This is a genomic window from Parabacteroides timonensis (genome assembly GCF_900128505.1).
GTDB classification, from domain to species: Bacteria; Bacteroidota; Bacteroidia; order Bacteroidales; family Tannerellaceae; genus Parabacteroides; species Parabacteroides timonensis.
In genome coordinates, this window is sequence record NZ_LT669940.1 from 691073 (window position 1) to 711097 (window position 20025).

At 44.0% G+C, this 20025-nt stretch carries 22 protein-coding genes; 13 read left to right on the top strand and 9 right to left on the bottom strand.

Translation table 11 applies throughout. The annotated features are described in order from the left end of the window. Nucleotides 1–165 precede the first annotated feature (165 nt). The 5 genes from BQ7394_RS03460 to prmC all read right to left on the bottom strand — a co-directional run bounded on the left by BQ7394_RS03460 (nucleotide 166) and on the right by prmC (nucleotide 2893). Nucleotides 166–456 (bottom strand): helix-turn-helix domain-containing protein, encoded by a 291-nt coding sequence (locus tag BQ7394_RS03460; protein ID WP_075556093.1) that lies wholly within the window; start codon nucleotides 454–456, stop codon nucleotides 166–168. Further along, on the bottom strand, nucleotides 453–806 hold the full coding sequence (locus BQ7394_RS03465) for a type II toxin-antitoxin system RelE/ParE family toxin (RefSeq protein WP_075556094.1): 354 nt from the start codon (nucleotides 804–806) through the stop codon (nucleotides 453–455). Before BQ7394_RS03465 ends, BQ7394_RS03460 begins: the two co-directional genes overlap by 4 nt. Nucleotides 807–883: 77 nt before the next feature. After that, complete coding sequence (locus BQ7394_RS03470) at nucleotides 884–1573, bottom strand: ComF family protein (RefSeq protein ID WP_075556095.1); 690 nt, start codon at nucleotides 1571–1573, stop codon at nucleotides 884–886. Beyond that, complete coding sequence (locus tag BQ7394_RS03475) at nucleotides 1554–2045, bottom strand: regulatory protein RecX (protein ID WP_075556096.1); 492 nt, start codon at nucleotides 2043–2045, stop codon at nucleotides 1554–1556. Before BQ7394_RS03475 ends, BQ7394_RS03470 begins: the two co-directional genes overlap by 20 nt. Further along, nucleotides 2033–2893: a peptide chain release factor N(5)-glutamine methyltransferase gene (prmC, locus tag BQ7394_RS03480; protein WP_075556097.1), complete on the bottom strand. Its 861-nt coding sequence runs from the start codon at nucleotides 2891–2893 to the stop codon at nucleotides 2033–2035. The genes BQ7394_RS03475 and prmC overlap by 13 nt, the downstream gene beginning before the upstream one ends. Nucleotides 2894–2947: 54 nt before the next feature. On the opposite strand from prmC, the gene ribD reads away from it, so the two are divergent. The 9 genes from ribD to BQ7394_RS03525 all read left to right on the top strand — a co-directional run bounded on the left by ribD (nucleotide 2948) and on the right by BQ7394_RS03525 (nucleotide 12531). Next, a complete protein-coding gene (ribD, locus tag BQ7394_RS03485) occupies nucleotides 2948–4009 on the top strand; it encodes a bifunctional diaminohydroxyphosphoribosylaminopyrimidine deaminase/5-amino-6-(5-phosphoribosylamino)uracil reductase RibD (RefSeq protein ID WP_075556098.1) in 1062 nt (353 codons plus the stop codon). Between the two features lie 64 nt (nucleotides 4010–4073). Beyond that, nucleotides 4074–5495, top strand: a complete 1422-nt coding sequence (locus BQ7394_RS03490; RefSeq protein ID WP_075556099.1) for a BamI family beta-barrel-assembly machinery protein — start codon at nucleotides 4074–4076, stop codon at nucleotides 5493–5495. An 80-nt stretch (nucleotides 5496–5575) separates the two neighbouring features. Beyond that, nucleotides 5576–6295 carry a type IX secretion system protein PorG gene (porG, locus tag BQ7394_RS03495; protein ID WP_075556100.1) on the top strand — a complete coding sequence of 240 codons (720 nt, stop codon included), beginning with the start codon at nucleotides 5576–5578 and terminating at the stop codon, nucleotides 6293–6295. A 7-nt stretch (nucleotides 6296–6302) separates the two neighbouring features. Continuing rightward, nucleotides 6303–7046: an isoprenyl transferase gene (locus BQ7394_RS03500; RefSeq protein WP_075556101.1), complete on the top strand. Its 744-nt coding sequence runs from the start codon at nucleotides 6303–6305 to the stop codon at nucleotides 7044–7046. A gap of 14 nt (nucleotides 7047–7060) precedes the next feature. Continuing rightward, nucleotides 7061–9727 (top strand): outer membrane protein assembly factor BamA, encoded by a 2667-nt coding sequence (bamA, locus tag BQ7394_RS03505; protein WP_075556102.1) that lies wholly within the window; start codon nucleotides 7061–7063, stop codon nucleotides 9725–9727. Between the two features lie 124 nt (nucleotides 9728–9851). Beyond that, the gene (locus tag BQ7394_RS03510; RefSeq protein ID WP_028729699.1) at nucleotides 9852–10367 is read left to right on the top strand and encodes an OmpH/Skp family outer membrane protein; all 516 of its coding nucleotides are present in this window, start codon (nucleotides 9852–9854) and stop codon (nucleotides 10365–10367) included. Between the two features lie 69 nt (nucleotides 10368–10436). Next, nucleotides 10437–10940 carry an OmpH/Skp family outer membrane protein gene (locus BQ7394_RS03515; RefSeq protein WP_075556103.1) on the top strand — a complete coding sequence of 168 codons (504 nt, stop codon included), beginning with the start codon at nucleotides 10437–10439 and terminating at the stop codon, nucleotides 10938–10940. A 79-nt stretch (nucleotides 10941–11019) separates the two neighbouring features. After that, nucleotides 11020–11853: a glutamate racemase gene (gene murI, locus BQ7394_RS03520; RefSeq protein ID WP_075556849.1), complete on the top strand. Its 834-nt coding sequence runs from the start codon at nucleotides 11020–11022 to the stop codon at nucleotides 11851–11853. Between the two features lie 9 nt (nucleotides 11854–11862). Next, entirely contained in the window at nucleotides 11863–12531 is a 669-nt protein-coding gene (locus BQ7394_RS03525) for a M15 family metallopeptidase (RefSeq protein ID WP_075556104.1), read from the top strand. Here the strand turns inward: BQ7394_RS03525 and BQ7394_RS03530 are convergent. Together BQ7394_RS03530 and BQ7394_RS03535 are read right to left on the bottom strand one after the other, a co-directional pair. After that, the gene (locus BQ7394_RS03530) at nucleotides 12528–12896 is read right to left on the bottom strand and encodes a YccF domain-containing protein (RefSeq protein WP_075556105.1); all 369 of its coding nucleotides are present in this window, start codon (nucleotides 12894–12896) and stop codon (nucleotides 12528–12530) included. The genes BQ7394_RS03525 and BQ7394_RS03530 overlap by 4 nt on opposite strands. Nucleotides 12897–13029: 133 nt before the next feature. Beyond that, on the bottom strand, nucleotides 13030–14340 hold the full coding sequence (locus tag BQ7394_RS03535) for a M23 family metallopeptidase (protein WP_075556106.1): 1311 nt from the start codon (nucleotides 14338–14340) through the stop codon (nucleotides 13030–13032). Between the two features lie 176 nt (nucleotides 14341–14516). On the opposite strand from BQ7394_RS03535, the gene BQ7394_RS03540 reads away from it, so the two are divergent. Beyond that, nucleotides 14517–14945: an META domain-containing protein gene (locus BQ7394_RS03540; RefSeq protein WP_075556107.1), complete on the top strand. Its 429-nt coding sequence runs from the start codon at nucleotides 14517–14519 to the stop codon at nucleotides 14943–14945. 6 nt (nucleotides 14946–14951) lie between these two features. After that, nucleotides 14952–15395, top strand: a complete 444-nt coding sequence (locus BQ7394_RS03545) for an META domain-containing protein (RefSeq protein ID WP_075556108.1) — start codon at nucleotides 14952–14954, stop codon at nucleotides 15393–15395. Between the two features lie 50 nt (nucleotides 15396–15445). Here BQ7394_RS03545 and BQ7394_RS03550 read toward each other — a convergent pair whose 3' ends face one another. Beyond that, on the bottom strand, nucleotides 15446–17578 hold the full coding sequence (locus tag BQ7394_RS03550) for a sensor histidine kinase (RefSeq protein WP_139317675.1): 2133 nt from the start codon (nucleotides 17576–17578) through the stop codon (nucleotides 15446–15448). Nucleotides 17579–17879: 301 nt separating this feature from the next. Next, a complete protein-coding gene (locus BQ7394_RS03555) occupies nucleotides 17880–19079 on the bottom strand; it encodes an exo-beta-N-acetylmuramidase NamZ family protein (protein WP_075556110.1) in 1200 nt (399 codons plus the stop codon). A 156-nt stretch (nucleotides 19080–19235) separates the two neighbouring features. Here BQ7394_RS03555 and BQ7394_RS03560 point away from each other — a divergent pair, with 156 nt between their 5' ends. Further along, the gene (locus tag BQ7394_RS03560) at nucleotides 19236–19418 is read left to right on the top strand and encodes a hypothetical protein (RefSeq protein ID WP_075556850.1); all 183 of its coding nucleotides are present in this window, start codon (nucleotides 19236–19238) and stop codon (nucleotides 19416–19418) included. A gap of 48 nt (nucleotides 19419–19466) precedes the next feature. After that, the gene (locus BQ7394_RS03565; RefSeq protein WP_075556111.1) at nucleotides 19467–20009 is read left to right on the top strand and encodes an HDIG domain-containing metalloprotein; all 543 of its coding nucleotides are present in this window, start codon (nucleotides 19467–19469) and stop codon (nucleotides 20007–20009) included. Nucleotides 20010–20025 lie beyond the last annotated feature (16 nt).

The window sequence follows — 20025 nt, forward strand, 5'->3', positions numbered from 1 at the left end:
ATATACCCATAAAAAGGATATGAACTTTAATTGTTTGCGATTTTTTCTCATTCTTTACGCTATCGCCACCGCCAGCACGCTCACCCGTACCCCCGGTACGGTCAGCAACGCTTCGGCGCAGGCTCCGAGGGTAGAGCCAAGTATCCTGGGGGGAGTCTTTGCTTATTACAATTGTACCTCGATTTTCAGCTTACCGCCGAGTCCGCGCTCTACGATATCAAATAAAGTTTTGAGTGTAATGTTTTCACCATCATTTTCAACTTTAGATATAAAAGAGCGTTTCTTGTCGATACGGTTGGCAAGTTCTGTTTGGGTCATTTCCTTTTTTTCTCTTGCACTTCGTATTTTGAATCCGATGCGTAATACTTCGAGCTCTCTTTCGATACGATCCCGTTCCGGAGTTCCGACTGTACCGTAATAATCATTTTTGATTTGGTCTAATGTTTTTGTATTCATCTGATTTCCTCCTTGTTCTTTTCTTTGTAATACTCGTTCATAAGCTTTACAGCACGTTCTTTTTCTTTCGCAGGAGTCTTTTGCGTCTTTTTTTGGAAACCGGTTAACAAGACGACCAGTTTATTCCCGTCGAAGAAGCAGAATATGCGAAAAATATTATTCCCTAGTTGTACACGGACTTCGAAAAGTCCATTGGTACCCTCTATATATTTCAGATAAGTTGTGGGAATTCTTTCTATCTGCTCAATAAGGTCTAATACTTTGATGATTTTATCGCGAACCCTTGGAGTTTGTGCCTTAAAAAAATCATCAAAGTAATGCTTATATGCTATAACTTCCCTTACTTTCATATTACAAAGGTAATTTATAAATTACATATAAGCAAGTTTGACAAGAGTTTTTGTTACTTCTTTTGAAGCTGCAATTGTTACCCCGCTATCGCCACCGCCAGCACGCTCACCCGTACCCCTGGTACGGTCAGCAACGCTTCGGCGCAGGCTCCGAGGGTAGAGCCGGTTGTGATGACATCGTCTATCAGTAAGATATGTTTGCCTTTCAGGGCTTCGGGGTCGGTGACGGTGAAGATTTCCTGAACATTCAGCCAACGGTCGTACACCAGCTTCTTAGTCTGGGTTTCGTTTTGGCGGATACGGCATAGGCTGGATGTGTCGACCGGGAGTTTCAGTACGCTGTTTATGCCCCGGGCGATCCATTCCGACTGGTTGTAACCGCGTTTCTTTTTCTTTTTGGAATGAAGCGGCACAGGGAGGATCAGGTCGGGAAGGTCGGAGAGGATAGATTGGCGATAGTCCAGTCCCGCCATGCGTCCCAGCCGGAAACCGATCTCCTTATTGTCGTTATATTTAAGTTCGTGGATAAGCTGTTGCACATGTCCTCCCCGCTCGTAATGCAGGAAAGCCGTAGCATGGTTGATGGGTACTTTGCCGGTGAACAGATGCGTCGCCGGATTTTCCCTCAGGTAGTCGAAACCGGTACGAGGCAGGTCGCACAGACATTTGAGGCAGAAATGTTCCTCACCTCCCATAAGCGGGTCGTTACATAACAGGCAAAGCCTGGGAAAGAACAGATCCAACAGGTTATTCAAAGTCTTCCTCATAATCGTTCCCTTTGAATAATTGTTTCAGGCAACGTATTGCTTCACGGCTTTCGAAACCACGGCCGGCGGCAAAGCGAAGGAGCTTGGTGTAGATATCCCTTTCGTCTTTCCCTTTGACAGACTTTTTCTTTGCTTTCAATAAAGCAAGGAGGATATCTTCATATTCTTTTTCGTCGATTCTTTCCAACGCCTCCGAACGGATGGAGGCAGGAATGTTTTTCTTATGCAGTTCGTATGCGATCTTGATGCGTCCCCATTTGTTGAAACGCAATTTGTCATTTACGAAGTAACCGGTAAAACGGGCTTCGTCGATAAACTTTTCCTGAAGCAGGCGGGCAATGATCCGTTCACCTTCTTCAGGGGTGAGGCCGGCCGCTTGTATCTTCTTCTGCACGTCCTGTATGCAACGTTCGGCAGTAGAGCAGTAGGCAGCTGCACGGCGCAGCATTTCGGCTTCCGTTATCTGTTCCATGTCTGTGCTTTTACAAAACGGTCTTTTCCGGACAGATCTTGTATAAGTTCGACATTCTTGAATTCCATCAGGCGGAGCATATTGACTGTTTGTTCTCCCAGCTGGGAGTTGATCTCGAAGTAAATGTACCCTTTTTTCTTCAACTTCTGTTCCGCAAACATCGTGATGCGGTGGTAATACAATAGTGGATTGTCGTCGGGAACGAACAAGGCCAGTGAAGGCTCGTACTCGAGTACATTGGCATCCATGGAAGCCTTCTCCTTCTCCATGACGTAAGGAGGGTTGCTGACGATGATGTCGAACTCTTCTTCAATAGAATCTGCCGTTTTCGACGGGGTCAGGATGTCTTTTTGGAAGAAGGTGACTATGGCCCTGTTGCGTACTGCATTTCGTTTGGCTGTTTTCAGGGCCTCTTCCGAAATGTCGAGCGCATATACCTGCGATTTCTTTAGCAATTTCTTCAAAGTAATGGCGATACAGCCGCTGCCGGTTCCTATGTCGAGTATATCCAGTTCTTTCTTTTGAGGATAATCACGGACAACCAGTTCGACCAACTCCTCGGTTTCAGGACGTGGAATCAATACGGAAGGGTTTACCTCGAATTCGAATCCGTAGAAATCTGTTTTGCCAAAAATGTATTGGATCGGTTCGTATTTGGTGAGCCGTTCTACGATATTATGAATCTCAGACTTTTCCTTCTCGGATAATTCTTTATCTTTGCAAAGTAAGAATTGATGTGGCTGAATATCGCACACACGTTCCATTATCAGGCGGGTGAATGCCTTGATTTCACTTAGTGGATAATAGTCTTTCAGCGTGTCTTGTATATAAGCGACGGTCTCAGTCATGATAATTTAATTTTAGTGCAAAAGTAGTGCAAAAACCATTTATAAGCAAAGAAAATGGTCGAGGTTGAAAATAAATATATGGCCCGTTGTATTTCACTGGCCCGGGGAGGGGCAGGAAATGTGGCGCCTAATCCGATGGTGGGAGCCGTGGTTGTGAACCAAGGTAAAATTATCGGGGAAGGGTATCACAGAAAGTGTGGCGAAGCGCATGCCGAGGTGAACGCGATTGCTTCGGTGAAGGATGAATCTTTGTTGAAAGAGTCTACGATATATGTCAGCCTGGAGCCTTGTTCCCATTACGGGAAGACGCCTCCCTGTGCGGAATTGATCATAAAGAAGCAGATTCCACGTGTTGTGATAGGGTGTCTGGATCCTTTCCCGGAGGTGTCGGGAAGAGGGGTAAGGATGCTACGGGAGGCCGGAATAGAGGTGGTTACCGGGGTGATGGAACAGGAAGCCCGGGAGTTGAACCGAGATTTTATGACTTTCCAGCAGTTGCGACGTCCTTATGTCTATCTGAAATGGGCGCAGAGTGCCGACGGTTTTATGGATCGGGTACGGACGGACAGTTCCACTCCGGCAGTCGTTCTTTCGTCGGCAGAGACACTTCGCAGGGTGCACTGCATGCGTGCCAATGTGGCGGCTATTATGGTGGGTACACAGACGGCCTTGTTGGATAATCCGTCGTTGACGGTACGGCATTGGGCGGGAAAGTCGCCAGTAAGGGTTGTGCTCGACAAGACATTGCGTATCCCTTCCGGTAATCATTTATTCGATGGCTCGGTCAGGACGTTGGTCTTTACGGCTGAAGATACGGTGAGTCGGGAAAATGTAGAGTATGTAAAGATCGATTTTTTGCAACCGGTCCTGCCACAAGTCTTGCATGAATTGTATATCCGCAAACTGAATTCCCTGATGGTCGAGGGGGGTGCCACGCTTCTTGGACATTTTTTGCAGGAAAATCTCTGGGATAAGATGTTTGTCGAAACAGCTCCGGTTTTTCTGGAAGCGGGTGTAAAAGCACCGGATATAAACCTGGCTCCTTCTTTGTCGTTAACGGAGGTGATTAAACGCCAGGATCATGTAATATCTGTTTTTTCACGGAAAAATCAGTGAGCGAAGTAGTTTAACGGAACTAAAATATTATAAATATTAGCCGATATTGGGTATAAAGCAAAAAATGTTTCTACTTTTGTGGCTTTATATGCAACAAACTTATTTTTGGATGAAAAATAGAATAGTACTATTTGTAGCGGGATGTATTGCATTGTTATTGTCTTCCTGTTTGGGATCGGATGATAATGAGTATGAGTTACCAAAGGATTGTCAGATTACTTCTTTTAAAGTAGATCATGATTCTATTCTCGGTGGTCAGTTAGATACAGTGAAGTTTGTGATCGACCAGGTGAACGGACGTATTTTTAATCCGGACTCCCTGCCTTTTGGAACTGTAATAGAAAAAGTCGTTTGTACGATAACGTATGCTTCCGGGATGGCTTCTCTTGAAGTAACCCAGGATGCTTTGCCTGATTCTACCTATTACTGGAATTTGACAGACTCTTTAGATTTCTCTAAACCTGTAAAGATGGTGACTACCGCTTATGACGGGGTTACCAAGAAAACGTATATCGCTCAGGTGAATGTGCATCAGATGGTGCCCGACTCTATGTCGTGGGATCTGTATGCAGATAATGTATTCGGTTTCCCCGTAAAGGAACAGAAAGTGGTTACCTGGGGATCGGAAAATGACGAGTACTATTATATGTACATGCAAGCAGCCGATGCTGGTAAAGGTTACTCTTTGAAGAGTTCTTCCGTGTCGGATGGAAAAAGCTGGACGGAACTTTCGTTGGAAGGTTTGCCTGCCGGGGAAGTTCGTTTGTCGCAGATGACCGAATATGAAGATGCTTTGTATGTGCCTACAACGAAAGGTGCACTTTATCAGTCGGTTGACGGACAGAAGTGGACGTTGGTTGATCAGGCTCCGTCAGTTAAAACGGTATTGGGTGCAGTAAAAAGCGGTGGTTTGAATCAACCGTCGGCTTTGGCTACTATTGTCGATAATAACGGTACGTTGAACTATGCCGTAATGGATAAGGATCAGGGATGGACGACAGGTGATGTTGTTCCGGCTGGTTTCCCGGTGAGCGGTTTCGGTTCTTTGTCAAGCTTGAATATGTTCCGCGAAAGCCTTACGGTTGTTGCCGGAAAGGATAAAGACGGTAAGCTGCTGAACGCAGCCTGGAGTACTATGACCGGTACCTCCTGGGTGTTGTTAACCGATATAGAGTCGGATTATTTCGATAAGAGAGAAGGTGTTATGCTTTCTGCTTACGATGATAAGTTCTGTATGGTCGGCGGTATCGACGAATCGAATAAGGCTCTGAAAGATATTTATTTCTCCATAGATGGTGGTGTGTCGTGGACATTGTCGGATACATTGGTTGTTATGCCGGAAAATTATAAGGCCAGAGGTTTTGCTTCTGTGTTGGTGGATAAAGAGAAATTTATGCTGATTTTCGGCGGTAAGGAGAACAATAGTGCAAATGATCTGGATCAGATCTGGAAGGGCCGTATAAACCGTTTAGGTTTTAAGGATTGATAAAGTTCGTGGAGGAAAGTATAATTTTAGGAAGAATTTGACGTTAGAAAAAGAAGTGTAGTAATATAATAGCATCGTTTATGACTTCAACTTTTTTTCAACGGATTCTTATACTGATACTGCTGGCCGGCTCATTTACCGGTCTCCACGCACAGGAATATAAATATGAAATAGGCGGGATGGCAGGAGGCGCCTTCTATATGGGGGATGCCAACAAGAATGCTTTCTTCAAAGGGATGAACCCCGCAGTAGGGGTTGTGTTCCGTTATAATCCCAATTTCAGATGGGCCTTTAAAAGCAATCTGATGTGGGGGCAGGTATCGGGTAATACGGAAGGACTGGAAAATGTTTTTCCGGACAATGCGCAAGCATCGTTCAGCCGTAGCCTGATAGAGCTGGGCGGCCAGATGGAGTTCAACTTCATGCCGTACAGTGATAAATTTGCTTATGCAGGAGCGAAGCGTTTTACTCCGTATGTTCTCCTGGGACTGGGTGTCACAGTGGGTACAGGGAATAAGATGTTTTTCGGGCCGAATATCCCGTTAGGGGTAGGAGTGAAATATAAGGTCAAGAACAGGATCAACCTGGGTTGCGAGTTCTCGTTCCGTAAGTTATTCGGAGATAATTTCGATGTGACGGACGATAGCAATGCAATGTTGGATAATCCTTATCAGACCGGTGGCAGTTTCTTGAAGAACAAAGATTGGTATTCATTTTTACTGCTATCTGTTACCTGGGACTTCGGTCCGCGTAACAGGCCATGTAATAGTATAAACAGCAACAGTACGTTTAGATACTGAAAACACTATGTCATTGATTGAGGAAATAGACAAAAATCGCTTGCCGCAACATGTGGCGATTATTATGGATGGAAACGGACGTTGGGCCAAAGCGCAGGGAAAAGACCGGAGCTATGGACACCAGGAAGGCGTTGTCTCCGTACGTAAAGTAGTTGAGGCGGCAACGGCTATTGGACTGAAGTACCTTACAGTGTACACCTTTTCAACAGAAAACTGGAATCGTCCGGAAGCAGAAGTAAAGGCTCTGATGAGCTTGCTGGTGTCGGCCATTCATCGTGAAACGCCGGATCTGATGAAAAACAATGTCCGTCTGATGGCTATCGGTAACTTGGACCGTCTGCCCGAAGATGCACATGCCACTTTGCTGGATTGTATAAAACAAACATCAGCTAATACAGGTACCACGCTCGTATTGGCTCTCAGTTATTCTTCCCGCTGGGAGATAACGGAAGCTGTCAAACAGCTCGCTGTTCAAGTGCTGGAAAAGAAAATAAACCCCAACGATATAACCGAGGCAGTTGTCTCGGACCACCTAACGACTAAAGGCATTCCCGATCCGGATCTATTGATCAGGACCGGTGGAGAAAAACGCATCAGTAACTTCCTGCTGTGGCAGGCGTCTTATGCGGAATTCTTCTTTACCGATGTGTATTGGCCGGCATTCAGAGAAGAAGAGTTGTATGAAGCTATATTGTATTACCAGCAACGCGAACGTCGTTTCGGTAAAACAAGTGAGCAATTAATCTTATAAACAATAGCTGTTATATGTACAAAAGAATAGTGCTGTTTTTTATTTTCCTAGGTTTTGCCTGCGGAGCATTTGCCCAGGAAAGTGACACTACCAAGGTTGAAGCACCGGCAGAAGTGCCGGTCATTAATTATTCGTTTCCCAAACGGTATAAGATTGCCGATATTAAGGTAACGGGTATTAAGAATTATGATGATTTCGTGTTAATCGGTTTTTCGGGACTATCGGTCGGCGACATGGTCACTATCCCCGGAGATGAGATTACAACAGCGGTGAAGCGTTTTTGGAAACACGGATTGTTTTCGGATGTAAAAATCCTGGCAACCAAGATTGAAGGTGACGAAGTCTGGCTGGAAATCCAGTTGAAGCAACGTCCCCGTATATCGGAAGTAAATTATCATGGAATCAAGAAAGGAGAAAGGGAAGACCTTGAAGCCAAGTTGGGCTTGAAGAAGGGGTTCCAGGTTACTCCGAACCTGATGGACCGTGCGAAGATCGTTATCCAGAAGTTCTTCGATGGAAAAGGGTTTAAGAATGTGGATGTGGATATCGTTCAGCGCGACGACCTGGCTCATGAGGGCGAGGTGATCGTAGATATCAATATCGACAAGAATGAAAAGACCAAGATCCATCGTATCTACTTTGAAGGGAATGAGGCCTTATCAGCACGAGACCTGAAAAAAGCGATGAAGAAAACCAACGAAAAGTTCAGTCTTCCGAACGACTGGAAGACCAGTATCCTGGAAGCATTCAGCACCAAGAAATTTACGACCGAAGAATATGAAAATGATAAGGCTAACATTATAGCCAAGTATAACGAACACGGTTATCGTGACGCAGTCTTGCTGTCAGACAGTGTTGTTAACTATAATGATAAGAAAGTCGACATCTTCCTGAAGCTGGAAGAAGGTGACAAATATTACCTGAAAGATATTCGCTTCGTAGGTAATACGCAGTATGCTTCAGATTATCTGGAGGCGATCTTGGGTATGAAACCTGGTGAAGTTTACAACCAGAAGAAATTGAACGAGCGTCTGTCGACTGACGAAGATGCCGTATCTAACGTATATTATAATAACGGTTACATCTTCTTTAGTGCCGACCCGGTGGAAGTAGATGTGGATAACGACTCTATCTCGTTGGAAGTACGTATCCAGGAAGGCCCGCAGGCTACTATCAACCGTGTTATTATCAATGGTAACGACCGTTTATATGAAGATATCGTACGTCGTGAGCTTCGTACCAAGCCGGGTATGTTGTTCAGTCGTGAAGATCTGATGCGTTCAGTTCGTGAAATTGCCCAGATGGGACACTTCGACCCGGAAAACATGGACCCGAAACCGCTACCCGATCCTGAGAACGGAACAGTGGATATCCAGTATAACCTGACATCGAAGGCCAACGACCAGATCGAGTTCTCGGCCGGTTGGGGACAAACGGGTGTGATCGGTAAATTGAGTTTGAAGTTTACCAACTTCTCCATGAAGAACTTCCTGAACCCGAAGACTTATAAAGGTATCATCCCGCAGGGTGAAGGTCAGACTCTGACATTGAGTGGCCAGACCAACGGACGTTACTACCAGGCATACAGTATTTCATTTATGGACCCGTGGTTCGGCGGCAGACGTCCGAATACACTTTCTGTAAGTGCTTATTTCTCTAAACAGACTGACATTAGTAGTAACTACTATAATAACAGCATGGCTAACTATGGCGGTTATTATCCGGGCTACAGTTATGGTGGTATGTATGGTGGCTACGGTGGTTATTATAACAACTACTATAATAATAACTACGAACTGGCATACGACCCGGATAAATCGATCATGATGTTCGGTCTCTCTGCCGGTTACGGTAAGCGTTTGACTTGGCCGGACGACTACTTCCAGTTCATGGCAACACTGAACTATCAGATGTATATCATGCACGACTGGGCATACTTCCTGGTTCAGAACGGAACTTGTCATAACGTAAACCTGGAGTTGATGTTACAACGTAACTCTATCGACAACCCGTTGTACACTCGTCGTGGTTCGCAGTTCTCTTTCTCGGTTAGTGCAACTCCTCCTTATTCATTGTGGGATGGAAAAGACTATGCTAACATGAGCGACAATGACGAAAGCAAGTTTAAGTTTATCGAATATCATAAATGGAAGTTCAAAGCGAAGTTGTTCTCTCCGCTGGCTCCTATGGCAGTGAAGCGTACACCAGTATTGATGACTCGCGTTGAATACGGATTCTTGGGTTCTTACAACAAACACAAACGTTCTCCGTTTGAAACCTTCTATATGGGGGGTGACGGTATGAGCGGATACTCCAGTACTTATGCAACTGAAACAATCGGTTTGAGAGGTTACGAAAACGGAAGTATCGCCGGTAACGGTGGCTATAACTCGTATGGTTATGCTTACTCCCGTCTGGCTATGGAATTACGTTATCCGTTCCTGTTGGAACCATCTTCTACTATCTACGGTCTTGTATTTGTTGAAGCTGGTAACGCTTGGAGAGATTTGAAGAGCTTTAATCCGTTTGACCTGAAACGTTCTGCCGGTGTCGGTGTTCGTATCTTCCTTCCGATGATCGGTTTGATGGGTATCGACTGGGCGTATGGTTTCGACAAAGTGGATGGATCTCGTAGTGCAGGTGGTAGCAATTTCCACTTCATCATTGGACAAGAGTTCTAATAGTAAGCGATGGATTAATTGAAAATTAACAATTCAGCATTAAGCGTTAACCATAATTCATTGGAACAAAGTAAACCCTCCGCTATATTTGTAGTCAGAGAGTGAAACTATAAAAAGAAAGTGTATGAAGAAGATTATTGTTTTGAGTTGTATGATGCTCCTTTGCTCTTTTGCCGGGATGGCGCAAAAGTTTGCATTGATAGATATGGAATATATCCTGAAGAATATTCCGGCTTATGAAATGACAAACGAACAATTAAGCCAGGTGTCAAAGAAATGGCAGAATGAGGTGGAAGCAATACAGCAGGAGGCGCAAAATATGTATAAGACCTATCAGAGTGATTTGGTATTCCTTTCTGCTGAAATGAAGACAAAGCGTGAAGAAGAAATCGTGAAGAAGGAACAGGAAGCGCAAGACCTGAAACGTACTTATTTCGGACCTGAAGGTGAATTGTTTAAAAAGCGTGAAAGCTTGATGAAACCGATACAGGATGAAATTTATAATGCAGTGAAGGAAATATCGGAAGACAAGGGATATCAACTTGTTGTTGACCGTGCTTCAGCTATGAGTATTATTTTTGCATCTCCAAAGATCGATATCAGTAATGAAGTGCTGTTAAAGTTAGGATATTCAAAATAAATGCTTACATTTGTGCGCTTTATGCACACAAAATATAATTGATTAATAACAAGTAATATTTTATAGAAAATGAAGAAACTGATTATTTTATTGTTGATGATCCTCCCGTTAGGAGTTTTTGCTCAGGACATGAAAGTGGCAATTGTTAATACAAACGAGCTTATTCCTTTAATGCCTGAAGTAACTGCTATGCAGGAAACTCTGAAGCAGATGAATGACAAGTACATGGGTGAAATGAAGACCATGCAGGATGAATACGAAAAGAAATATGCTGACTATATCGCACAGCAGGATTCATTAACTGAAAATATCAAGCTGAGAAGAATGCAGGAACTTTCAGATATCGAACAAAGAGTTCAGAACTTCACTCAGGTAGCTCGTCAGGATATGGATAAAAAACAGCAAGAGTTGTTTACACCGATCCAGGACAAAGTAAGAAATGCAATCAAAGCTGTTGGTGACGAAAAAGGTTATGCTTATATCCTCGATTCTAACCCAGTTATGGTGCTTTACACTGGTAGCTCAGCAATCGATGCTACTCCGTTTGTAAAAGCTAAATTAGGTTTGAAATAATATAATCTAAAGTACGATACAACAAAGGATGCCTTTCTATGAAGGGCATCCTTTGTTGTGTTATAAAAGAAGGAAGAATATGTTTTCACAACAACCGGGTCCGATCGGAGTTTTTGATTCCGGCTATGGCGGACTGACTGTATTTGACAAGATCCGTGAGGCAATGCCTGACTACGATTATATTTACCTGGGAGACAATGCCCGGGCTCCTTATGGGCCGCGTTCGTTCGAGGTGGTATACCGCTTTACGCGGCAGGCAGTGATGAAGTTGTTTGCTGAGGGCTGCCAACTGGTTATCCTGGCCTGTAATACGGCTTCAGCAAAGGCTTTGCGTACCATTCAGCAACGTGACCTGCCGGTGGTCGATCCCACACGCCGTGTACTGGGCGTAATACGTCCGACGGTAGAAATGATGGATCGGGTCAGTTCAACGAAGCATATCGGGATACTGGGAACCGCAGGTACCATCTCTTCCCAATCCTATTCACTTGAAATAGAGAAGATGTTTCCTCATATAAAAGTAACCGGCGAAGCCTGTCCGATGTGGGCTCCCTTGGTTGAAAATAACGAGTTTGATTCTCCCGGTGCCGATTACTTTGTAAAAAAGCATTTGGATCATATCCTTTCCCTCGACTCACAGATTGATACGCTGGTATTGGGGTGCACGCATTACCCCTTATTGATCGGGAAGCTCAAACAATATCTACCCTCTGGAATCACTGTCTTCGCACAAGGAGAATACGTAGCGGCAAGCCTGGTTGATTATTTGAAAAGGCATCCTGAAATGGATCGGAAGTTGACCCGTCATGGTGAATGTCGTTTTCTGACCACCGAATCGGCCGGGAAGTTTTCGGATGCTGCCTCTGTTTTTTTGAATAATCCGATAGAAGTAGAACAAATCTCTATCGACTAAGAAGGTAATATGAGACAAGTCCGGCATATCTTTTTATTTCTGTTGCTGCTTTCTTGTTTGCATGGCAAGGCAGAGGATCTGGATGTCTGGTTGCAAAATAAAGGGATGGTGGATGTATCCGTGTGGGATTCGACTATCTGTGTACAGCTCGTTTATGCTACCTCCGACAATTTTATTGGGGAAGCGGTTTATTCCGGTATTACCCGTGCCTGGTTGCATCCCGATGCTGCCCAAAAATTGGTTGCAGCTCAACATTTGCTTAAGAAAGAACACCCGGAACTTACGCTGGTGGTATATGATGCCGCCCGTCCGATGTCTGTGCAACGGAAAATGTGGAGTCTGGTTCGTGGTACTGATAAAGTAAATTATGTGAGTAATCCTTCCAACGGCGGAGGGTTGCATAATTACGGAATGGCAGTGGATGTCACGATCCTGGATAAAACAGGTCAGCCTTTGCCTATGGGAAGTCCTTTTGATTTCTTTGGGGAAGAGGCCCACACCAACAATGAAGACGTCCTGCTGGCCTCTGAAAAGATAACCCGTGAAGAGTTTGATAACCGGCGTTTACTCCGCCGGATAATGAAGAATGCCGGATTTCGTACGATTCCTTACGAATGGTGGCATTTTAATGCTTGCAGCCGGGCCGAAGCCCGGCAAAGTTATCCTGTATTGGATTAATTAATATTCTTACCGAATGGAGTTAGTGCAAGGGCTGCCATCTTGAAATGTTGTCTTCCCCAGGGGATACCGATTATCGTGATGCACAATAAAAGACCGAATCCCAAGTGAGTCAGGCAGATCCAGAAACCTCCCAGTATGATCCAAAGTATGTTCATAATGATGCAAAGGCAGCCTCCGGAATTACCGTCGTCCGTGACTGTGCTACCGAAGGGCCATAAGGCCAGTAAAGCCAGTTTTAAGGTCTGTAGCCCGAATGGTATACCGATGATAGTGACCATTAATAACAGGCTTGAGATCAGATACTCGATACTGGTAACCAGTCCTCCGAAAATTAACCAAATGATATTACCAAGAAATTTCATAAGCCACTGAATTTATCATGTTCACAAATGTAACATAATTCTGATTAAAAGCAATAGTTATCGGAGTTGAAACCGATAGGCATCGCCTTACCTTCGGATAGGCATCCGTTTGAAATCTTCCGGAATGTTTGTTTTATTCTGTCGCCTTTGTCACTTCGGTAGTATCTGCTACCTCTGTTACCGGAGGTGTATTTTTAGCCATATCATTCTTTCTCTTCAGACTGTCCAGTTCGGCAAACATCTGTTGTTTCGCAATCATAAAGCTATCGCGTAGCTCGGGTTTGACTGGCAGTGAAGGCGGAGCCTCCATATTCAGCGGATTGATCGGCTCACCGTTTTTGTGTACGCGGAAGTCCAGGTGAGGACCTGTCGACAGTCCGGTAGAACCTACATAAGCGATCACTTCTCCCTGTTGTACATGACTTCCGACCTGTATGCCCTTGGCGAACTTGCTTAGGTGCATGTAAGTGGTAGTATATACCGAGTTATGCTTTACTTTCAGGAAGTTCCCGCCACCGTTCTGATAACCTTTGGCAATAACCGTTCCGGCCCCGATGCTTTTTACCGGTGTCCCGACAGGAGCCGCATAATCGACTCCATGATGCGCACGGTAACGTTTCAATATCGGGTGGAAACGAGCATTGGTGAAGCGTGAAGTTATGCGGAATATATCTAACGGTGCTTTAAGGAAAGCCTTGCGTAAACTGTTTCCTTCCTGATCGAAATATTCGAATACGCTGTCCTGGGTAAAAGGAATAGCAACGAAGTCTTTCCCCTGGTGATTGAATACAGCTCCCCGGATACCGTTTATATTTAATGCGGTCGTGTCGTCGATATAAGCAATATCGTACAGTACACGGAACGAGTCGCCCTCTTTTACGTCGTAGAAATCTATCTGCCAGGCAAAGACATCGGCAATATTGATTGCCAGCAACGGGTTCACCCCGTTCGACTGGAGAACGTTCCATAGAGAGGAATTCAGCGTACCTTCCACGTAGTGCCTTTTTAAGGTGATCGGTTTATTGAATTCGTAGGCACGTATGGTATCGCCGGTAAGGTCGATCACAGCATAATCTGTCCGCGACTTGGCGAAAGCGATGTAACGGATCTGTGCCGTACTGTCCTGCATTGTGAATGTGTAGTAGTGCATACCCGCTTGTAGTTTGGTCGGGTCGAGCACTTCAACAGACGACCGGCTGATACTGTCTGCCATCAAAGCAGAAAAGCCCAAGCTGGAAAAAATAGAAGCCGGGTTGTCGCCGTTCTTCATCTTATAATCTTTCACGTCCAGTGTATCTATACATACGCCATATTGATAGACGCGTTGCTGGCTGTCGATCCATTCGCTGTCGACTTCTTCTTCGGTTTGTTCGGGCGTGTTTTTACAGGAGAGACCTAGTATGAATAATAAGATCAAAATAGGTGCAATGTTGAATCCCTTCATTATATCCTCTTTTATTGTTTATCCATCGAGCTGCAAACTTACGGAAAATATAAAGTGGTACATTCGCATGATTTGTATCCATTTGTTAATGTTGACTAAATAGCTTACTTTTGCGGAACAATTTAGGCGTATTTGACGTCTTATTTCTGTAAGTGATATAACAAATAGTATAGATTATGAAAAGAGTAATTTTTTATGTATTAATGCTTCCGATGGTATTGGGAATGATGATTTCTTGTTCTGAAGCCAAAACAGATGCTAAGAAACTGGAAGGTAAATGGAATGTAATTGAAGTAAAAGGCGAAAAGATCTTGAAAGAAGGATTACCTCCATATATGGAATTCGATATGGCACAGAATAAGTTGCACGGTAATGCCGGTTGCAATATGTTCAATACCACTGTTACATTGGATGCCAATGATGTTTCAGCGATCACGATCGCTCCGGGAGCAGCTACAATGATGGCTTGTCCGGATATGGCGACGGAAGATGCTATCATGCAGGCTATGGTTAATGTGAATGCAGTAAAAGCCGGTAGTTCGGAGAATGAAATGACGCTGGTTGATAAAGATGGTAACGTGTTATTAGTCCTGTCTAAAAACTAATCAGAGATGAAGAAGTATTTATTTCTCTGTCTGGCTGTGGTAGGTATTGCCGTATTTGCTTCCTGTAAATCTCAGAAAGCCGTTGTGGCCTCCTTTTCTGATCTCGACGGTGAATGGAGTGTCGTAGAACTGAACGGGAAGAAACTGGACCCCGCAGACAGCAAACAATTGATTGTGATCGATGTTGCCCGTAAACATCTGTCTGGTAACGCCGGCTGTAACCGTATGAACGGTAACATCGAGTATACGGATGCACAGAAAAACATCATCAAGTTTCCGCAGGTTGCTACCACCCGTATGGCTTGTCCTGACATGAAGGGTGAGCAGGAATTTCTGGAAGCATTGAATAAGGTGGTTCGTTTCCAAGCTGAAGGAGAAACAAAACCAGTGAATATAATAGCCCTCTATGGAACAGATAATGGGAAGTTGATGGTTATTCAAAAGAAATAAGGTAATGTTGTAAAGCGCTTGGGGCGGTTCTGTAATGGGGCCGCCTTTTTTTATATCTGTTTAGCGGGCATCTTTAGGGTGAAGCGACTGCCTTTGCCTTCCATGGAGCTGACCAGGACATCTCCTTTCAGCCGTTCGGCTATGGTCTTGCAGATGGAGAGTCCGAGACCGGTACCTTGCGCAAATTCATCCTGCTTGTAGAATCGCTCGAATACTTTATCGAGAGCACTTTTCGACATACCGATACCTGTATCTTCCACGTAGATATATACCAGCTTCTCATTCTGGTTATAATTGTATCCCAATTTGATGTATCCGTTCTTCGTGAATTTGACAGCATTGTTGATAAAGTTAGTGATCACCTGGGTAAGCCGGAAACGGTCTGCATATACCTCTACGAAAACTTCCGGAACGTCTTTTATAAACTGTATGTGGGCAGGGATCAGCAGATGATGTGTCTGGTAGATCTCTTCTATCAGGTCATTCAGTTTGAATGTCTCGAAAGTGAAACTCATACGACCCGACTCGATGCGTGATAGTTCCAGGATGTCGTTGATCAGTTTCAATAATAGATTACTGTTTTTGTTGATCGTGTCTTTGAATAATTCTTTTTCTTCTTCCCCCAGATCCGTATCTTCCTGTAAAAGGTTCGAAAAGCCGACAATGGCATTCAAGGGAGTTCGTATTTCATGGCTCATATTAGCAAGGAAAGCCGATTTCATCTTATTGGCCTCTTCCGCTTTCTCCTGCAGGATGATGAGTTTTTGTTCCTTCTCCTTGAAAGACTGTATGTTCAGGCAAAGACCTATCACTGTTTGATCGGGTTCAGATTTATCTTCTCCGTGATTATAACGTAATTCCCACCAGCTATATCCTTTCCCACTGAAGTTAAAACGACATTGGATAGTCGTTTCTTCCCATATCCCGGAGTTTATATCCCGGATATGACTACTCAGATGTTCCTGGTCGTCCGGATGTGTTAAGGATAATAATTCGTCAAGCGGCATTTTACGCGGTATAATCTGATTGGCGGTAAAGAAATCGTTTTCAAAAATGAAGACTCCGTTTTCCAGTCGCCAGGCATAGGTATTTCCTCCCTCCATGGCAAGCCGCAGGAAACGTCTTTCTTTTATCAGGTTTGTTTGTATTTGCCGTTTGCGTTTGTATTCGTTTCTATATAAGTAGAATAGTTGGGTAATGACATAAATAACGAGTACCAGGAAGAAGATACCTCCTATTATCATCGTTTTGTGATAACGTTCATAGAACGGCTGGTTATAAATGACACTGCCGGCCGGTAGTTCATTCATTTTTATATCGAAACGCTGCATCTCGTCCCAGTCGAAGGCATAGACTTTCGGACTCTCTGCCAGAGGAAAGTCTGAAGGTTTCTTCCCGTTGATAATTGCTGCAGCTCTTTCCGATACGATATCGGTTTGTATTTCCAGCGTGGTGAAATAACCGCCTGTAATTCCTTTACCATCATTAAAACCGTTGTTGATAACGGTAAAATTGGGGACATTAGCCAGACGTCCGATCGTTAAGACATCGAAGTCGAGTATGATTTGCAGGCAAGCGGTGTATGGCTTGCTCTGGAAGATTGCCAATAGTCCTTTTGCCGAGAGAAAAGCCGTTTCCGTGGTGTACAGGATCGACTTACCCGGTTCGCCGGGACAGATATCTTCAGGATATTCATTTTTCTTTTGATGGAATAAACCGATCCGTATGGTTCTGCCCGTACCTCTCACTTCCTCCTGAATAGTCCTGAAAGACTCCCTTCCCATAAATCGGGCATGTTTGAAGAAAAGTATATTGGAGGGACCGTATAGTTTTTCTATGAGTTCGATTGTGGTGATGTAATCCGGTTTATCCCAGAATCCGCAGAAGTTTGGGTGTTGATCCAATAAAGGGAAATTGGGAAAATTTACTCCCGAAAAGATCACAGGCTTTGTTTTTCCGAAAGGATGGTTACATGCCATCAATGTATAGGTGGCCTGGTCGTCATTTACTAAGATGATATCCGGGTTCCATTGTCGGATCGAGTCGAGGTATTCGTACATCTTCGCATTTTCTTCTGCTTCGTTATAGCGTTCGCTATCCAGGTAGAATGTACGGACATCGGTATTGATATTCTTTTTTTCCAGCTTTTCAGAGATCAAATTGCTGAATTTAGAGTAGGCCACAAGGTCTTCTGTATAGGAGTGTATTACCAATATCTTGTATAAAGGCTCATTTGTATGTGCTTTTAATACTCCTGTCTCTTTCACCGGAATGAATAAAAGAAGGAAAAACAGTATTTGTAAAAAACTTTTCAAGAAATATATCCCGTTAAATTGCTCTGCCCTTTTCTATTAGTTTGCTTATATAATGCACAGTGTTATACACGGGCAACCGTACCGACGTATAACACTGTGTATTTTATTTCCGTAATTGCACGCAAAGATAATTAAAAGGTGAACAAAATCAACGGTTCTTAGGAAATAGTTATTTTTTTACGGGATAATCCGGATAAAGCAGGTATTTCTTTCTCATCTGTTTATAACTGTCCAGTTCCGGTTTCCAGCTTTCCCGTATTTCCTCTTCCGATAATCCTCTCACGATTTGATATCTGAGTTCTTTTGTACCCGCTAGTAAATCGAACCAATGAGGGCGTGAGAAGAAGAAAGCCTGGTCTTTTCCGGCCTTATTATAGAAATCGAGGAAGAAGTGTAAGCTCAGGCCACCTTCAAAAGGATATTCTCGAAGATCTATACCGTAGCACTCTTTGTCTTTTTGCAAGGGATTGGTATCGAACCCGGGAAGCGACACCGGAGTAAAAGAGAAATCCCCGTACTTCCTGTCCGGAAAACCGATTACCTGGAATGGGTAATAAGTACCACGTCCGATGCTGATATTTGTAGCTTCGAAGAAACAAAGCGAGGGATAGAGGCGGATCGACTGGTCGTTAGGCAGGTTGGGAGAGGGCTTGACCGGTAACCAGTAAGGATCTCCATGCCGCCAGTTCTCCATCTTGACAATATGCAACTTGCAACTGTCGGGTGAACTTTTCAGCCATCCTTCGCTGTTTATCATCCAGGCCAGTTCGCCAATCGTCAGGCCGTGTAATATAGGAAGAGGATCTACACCGACAAATGACTCGAATCCTTTTTTACGGATCGGTCCGTCTACGAAATCATTCGGGTTGGGGCGGTCGAGCACGATAAACTCTACTCCGTTTTCGGCACAAGCTTCCATCACATAATGCATCGTGCTTATGTAAGTATAAAAGCGGACTCCTACATCCTGTATATCGAATACGATTACATCCAGTCCTTGCAACTGTTCGGCTGTCGGCTTTTTATTTTTTCCATAGATAGATATAATAGGGATACCGGTCTTCAGGTCGCGGCTGTCTTTAATATCGGCTCCGGCATCTGCGGTTCCTCTGAAACCATGTTCGGGAGCAAATACTTTTTTTACCTGGATACCTTGCTCCAGTAAGGCGTCCAACAGATGCTTCTGCTGTTTCTCGAGGATAGATGTTTGGTTAACAACCAGTCCGACTTGTTTATCCTGTAACAGGCGGGTTACCACATCTATTCGTTCGGCTCCGAGTACGAGGGGAGCCTGAGGGGTAATCGCTTGAATTCTAGGTAAAAATAGTATACCAAGAAGCCAAAGCGTAAGTCTGAAAACTGTTTTCATAATATGTTTCCTAATGTATCTTGGTTACAAAAGTAGCAAATGTTCGTTGCATAAAAGCTATAGAGCGGATTAAAAGTGTTTATATTTAACATGTTTCCCATGAACTATCCGCTTCTTCATCCTGTTGAAATATCGTAAACATAAATGAATAATTATATGGCAACGAAATTACCAAGAATCAAAGAAAAAGCGAAAACAGAAGCTTTAGTACTGGATCGTAAAGAAGGACGTTATCCGGTGCAGCAGGTAGCAACCCAAGGAAAAGTGACTAAAAAGGAGGTGAAAGAGGCCGTGCGTGAGATAAATCCTGATGAAGACAGTCTGGGCTGCCGCGGTTGATTTTAAAATATGTGTATCTTTGCGGTCTGAATATAAAGCATAGATAAAATGAATCCTCTTGATATTATTTCAAAGTATTATCCGGCAGAATCGGATGCCTGGCATATTTTAGTAACACACAGTCGTAGTGTAGCCGACAAAGCGTTAAGCATTGCCCGCTTGCACCCGGAAATGGATCTCGATCTTCCGTTTATAGAAGAAGCTGCTATGCTTCATGATATCGGCATATTTCAGTGTAACGCACCGGAGATCGATTGCCATGGTTCGGCAGAATATATTTGTCATGGTTATTTAGGTGCCGACCTGATGCGGCAAGAAGGCTTCCCGCGTCATGCTCTGGTATGCGAACGGCATACAGGAACCGGTATCACCCTGGAAATGATAGAAGAGAGACACCTTCCGTTGCCTCACCGGGTCATGGTGCCGGTTTCGTTGGAAGAGCAATTGATTTGCTTTGCCGACAAATTTTATAGTAAGACGAAGTTAGATAAAGAGAAGCCGGTCGAGAAAGTAAAACAAGGTCTTGTAAAGTATGGCGAGGAGACCGTTATACGTTTTGATAACTGGTGTAAACTCTTTTTAGGGGAATAAAAGCAGAAGGGCTCAT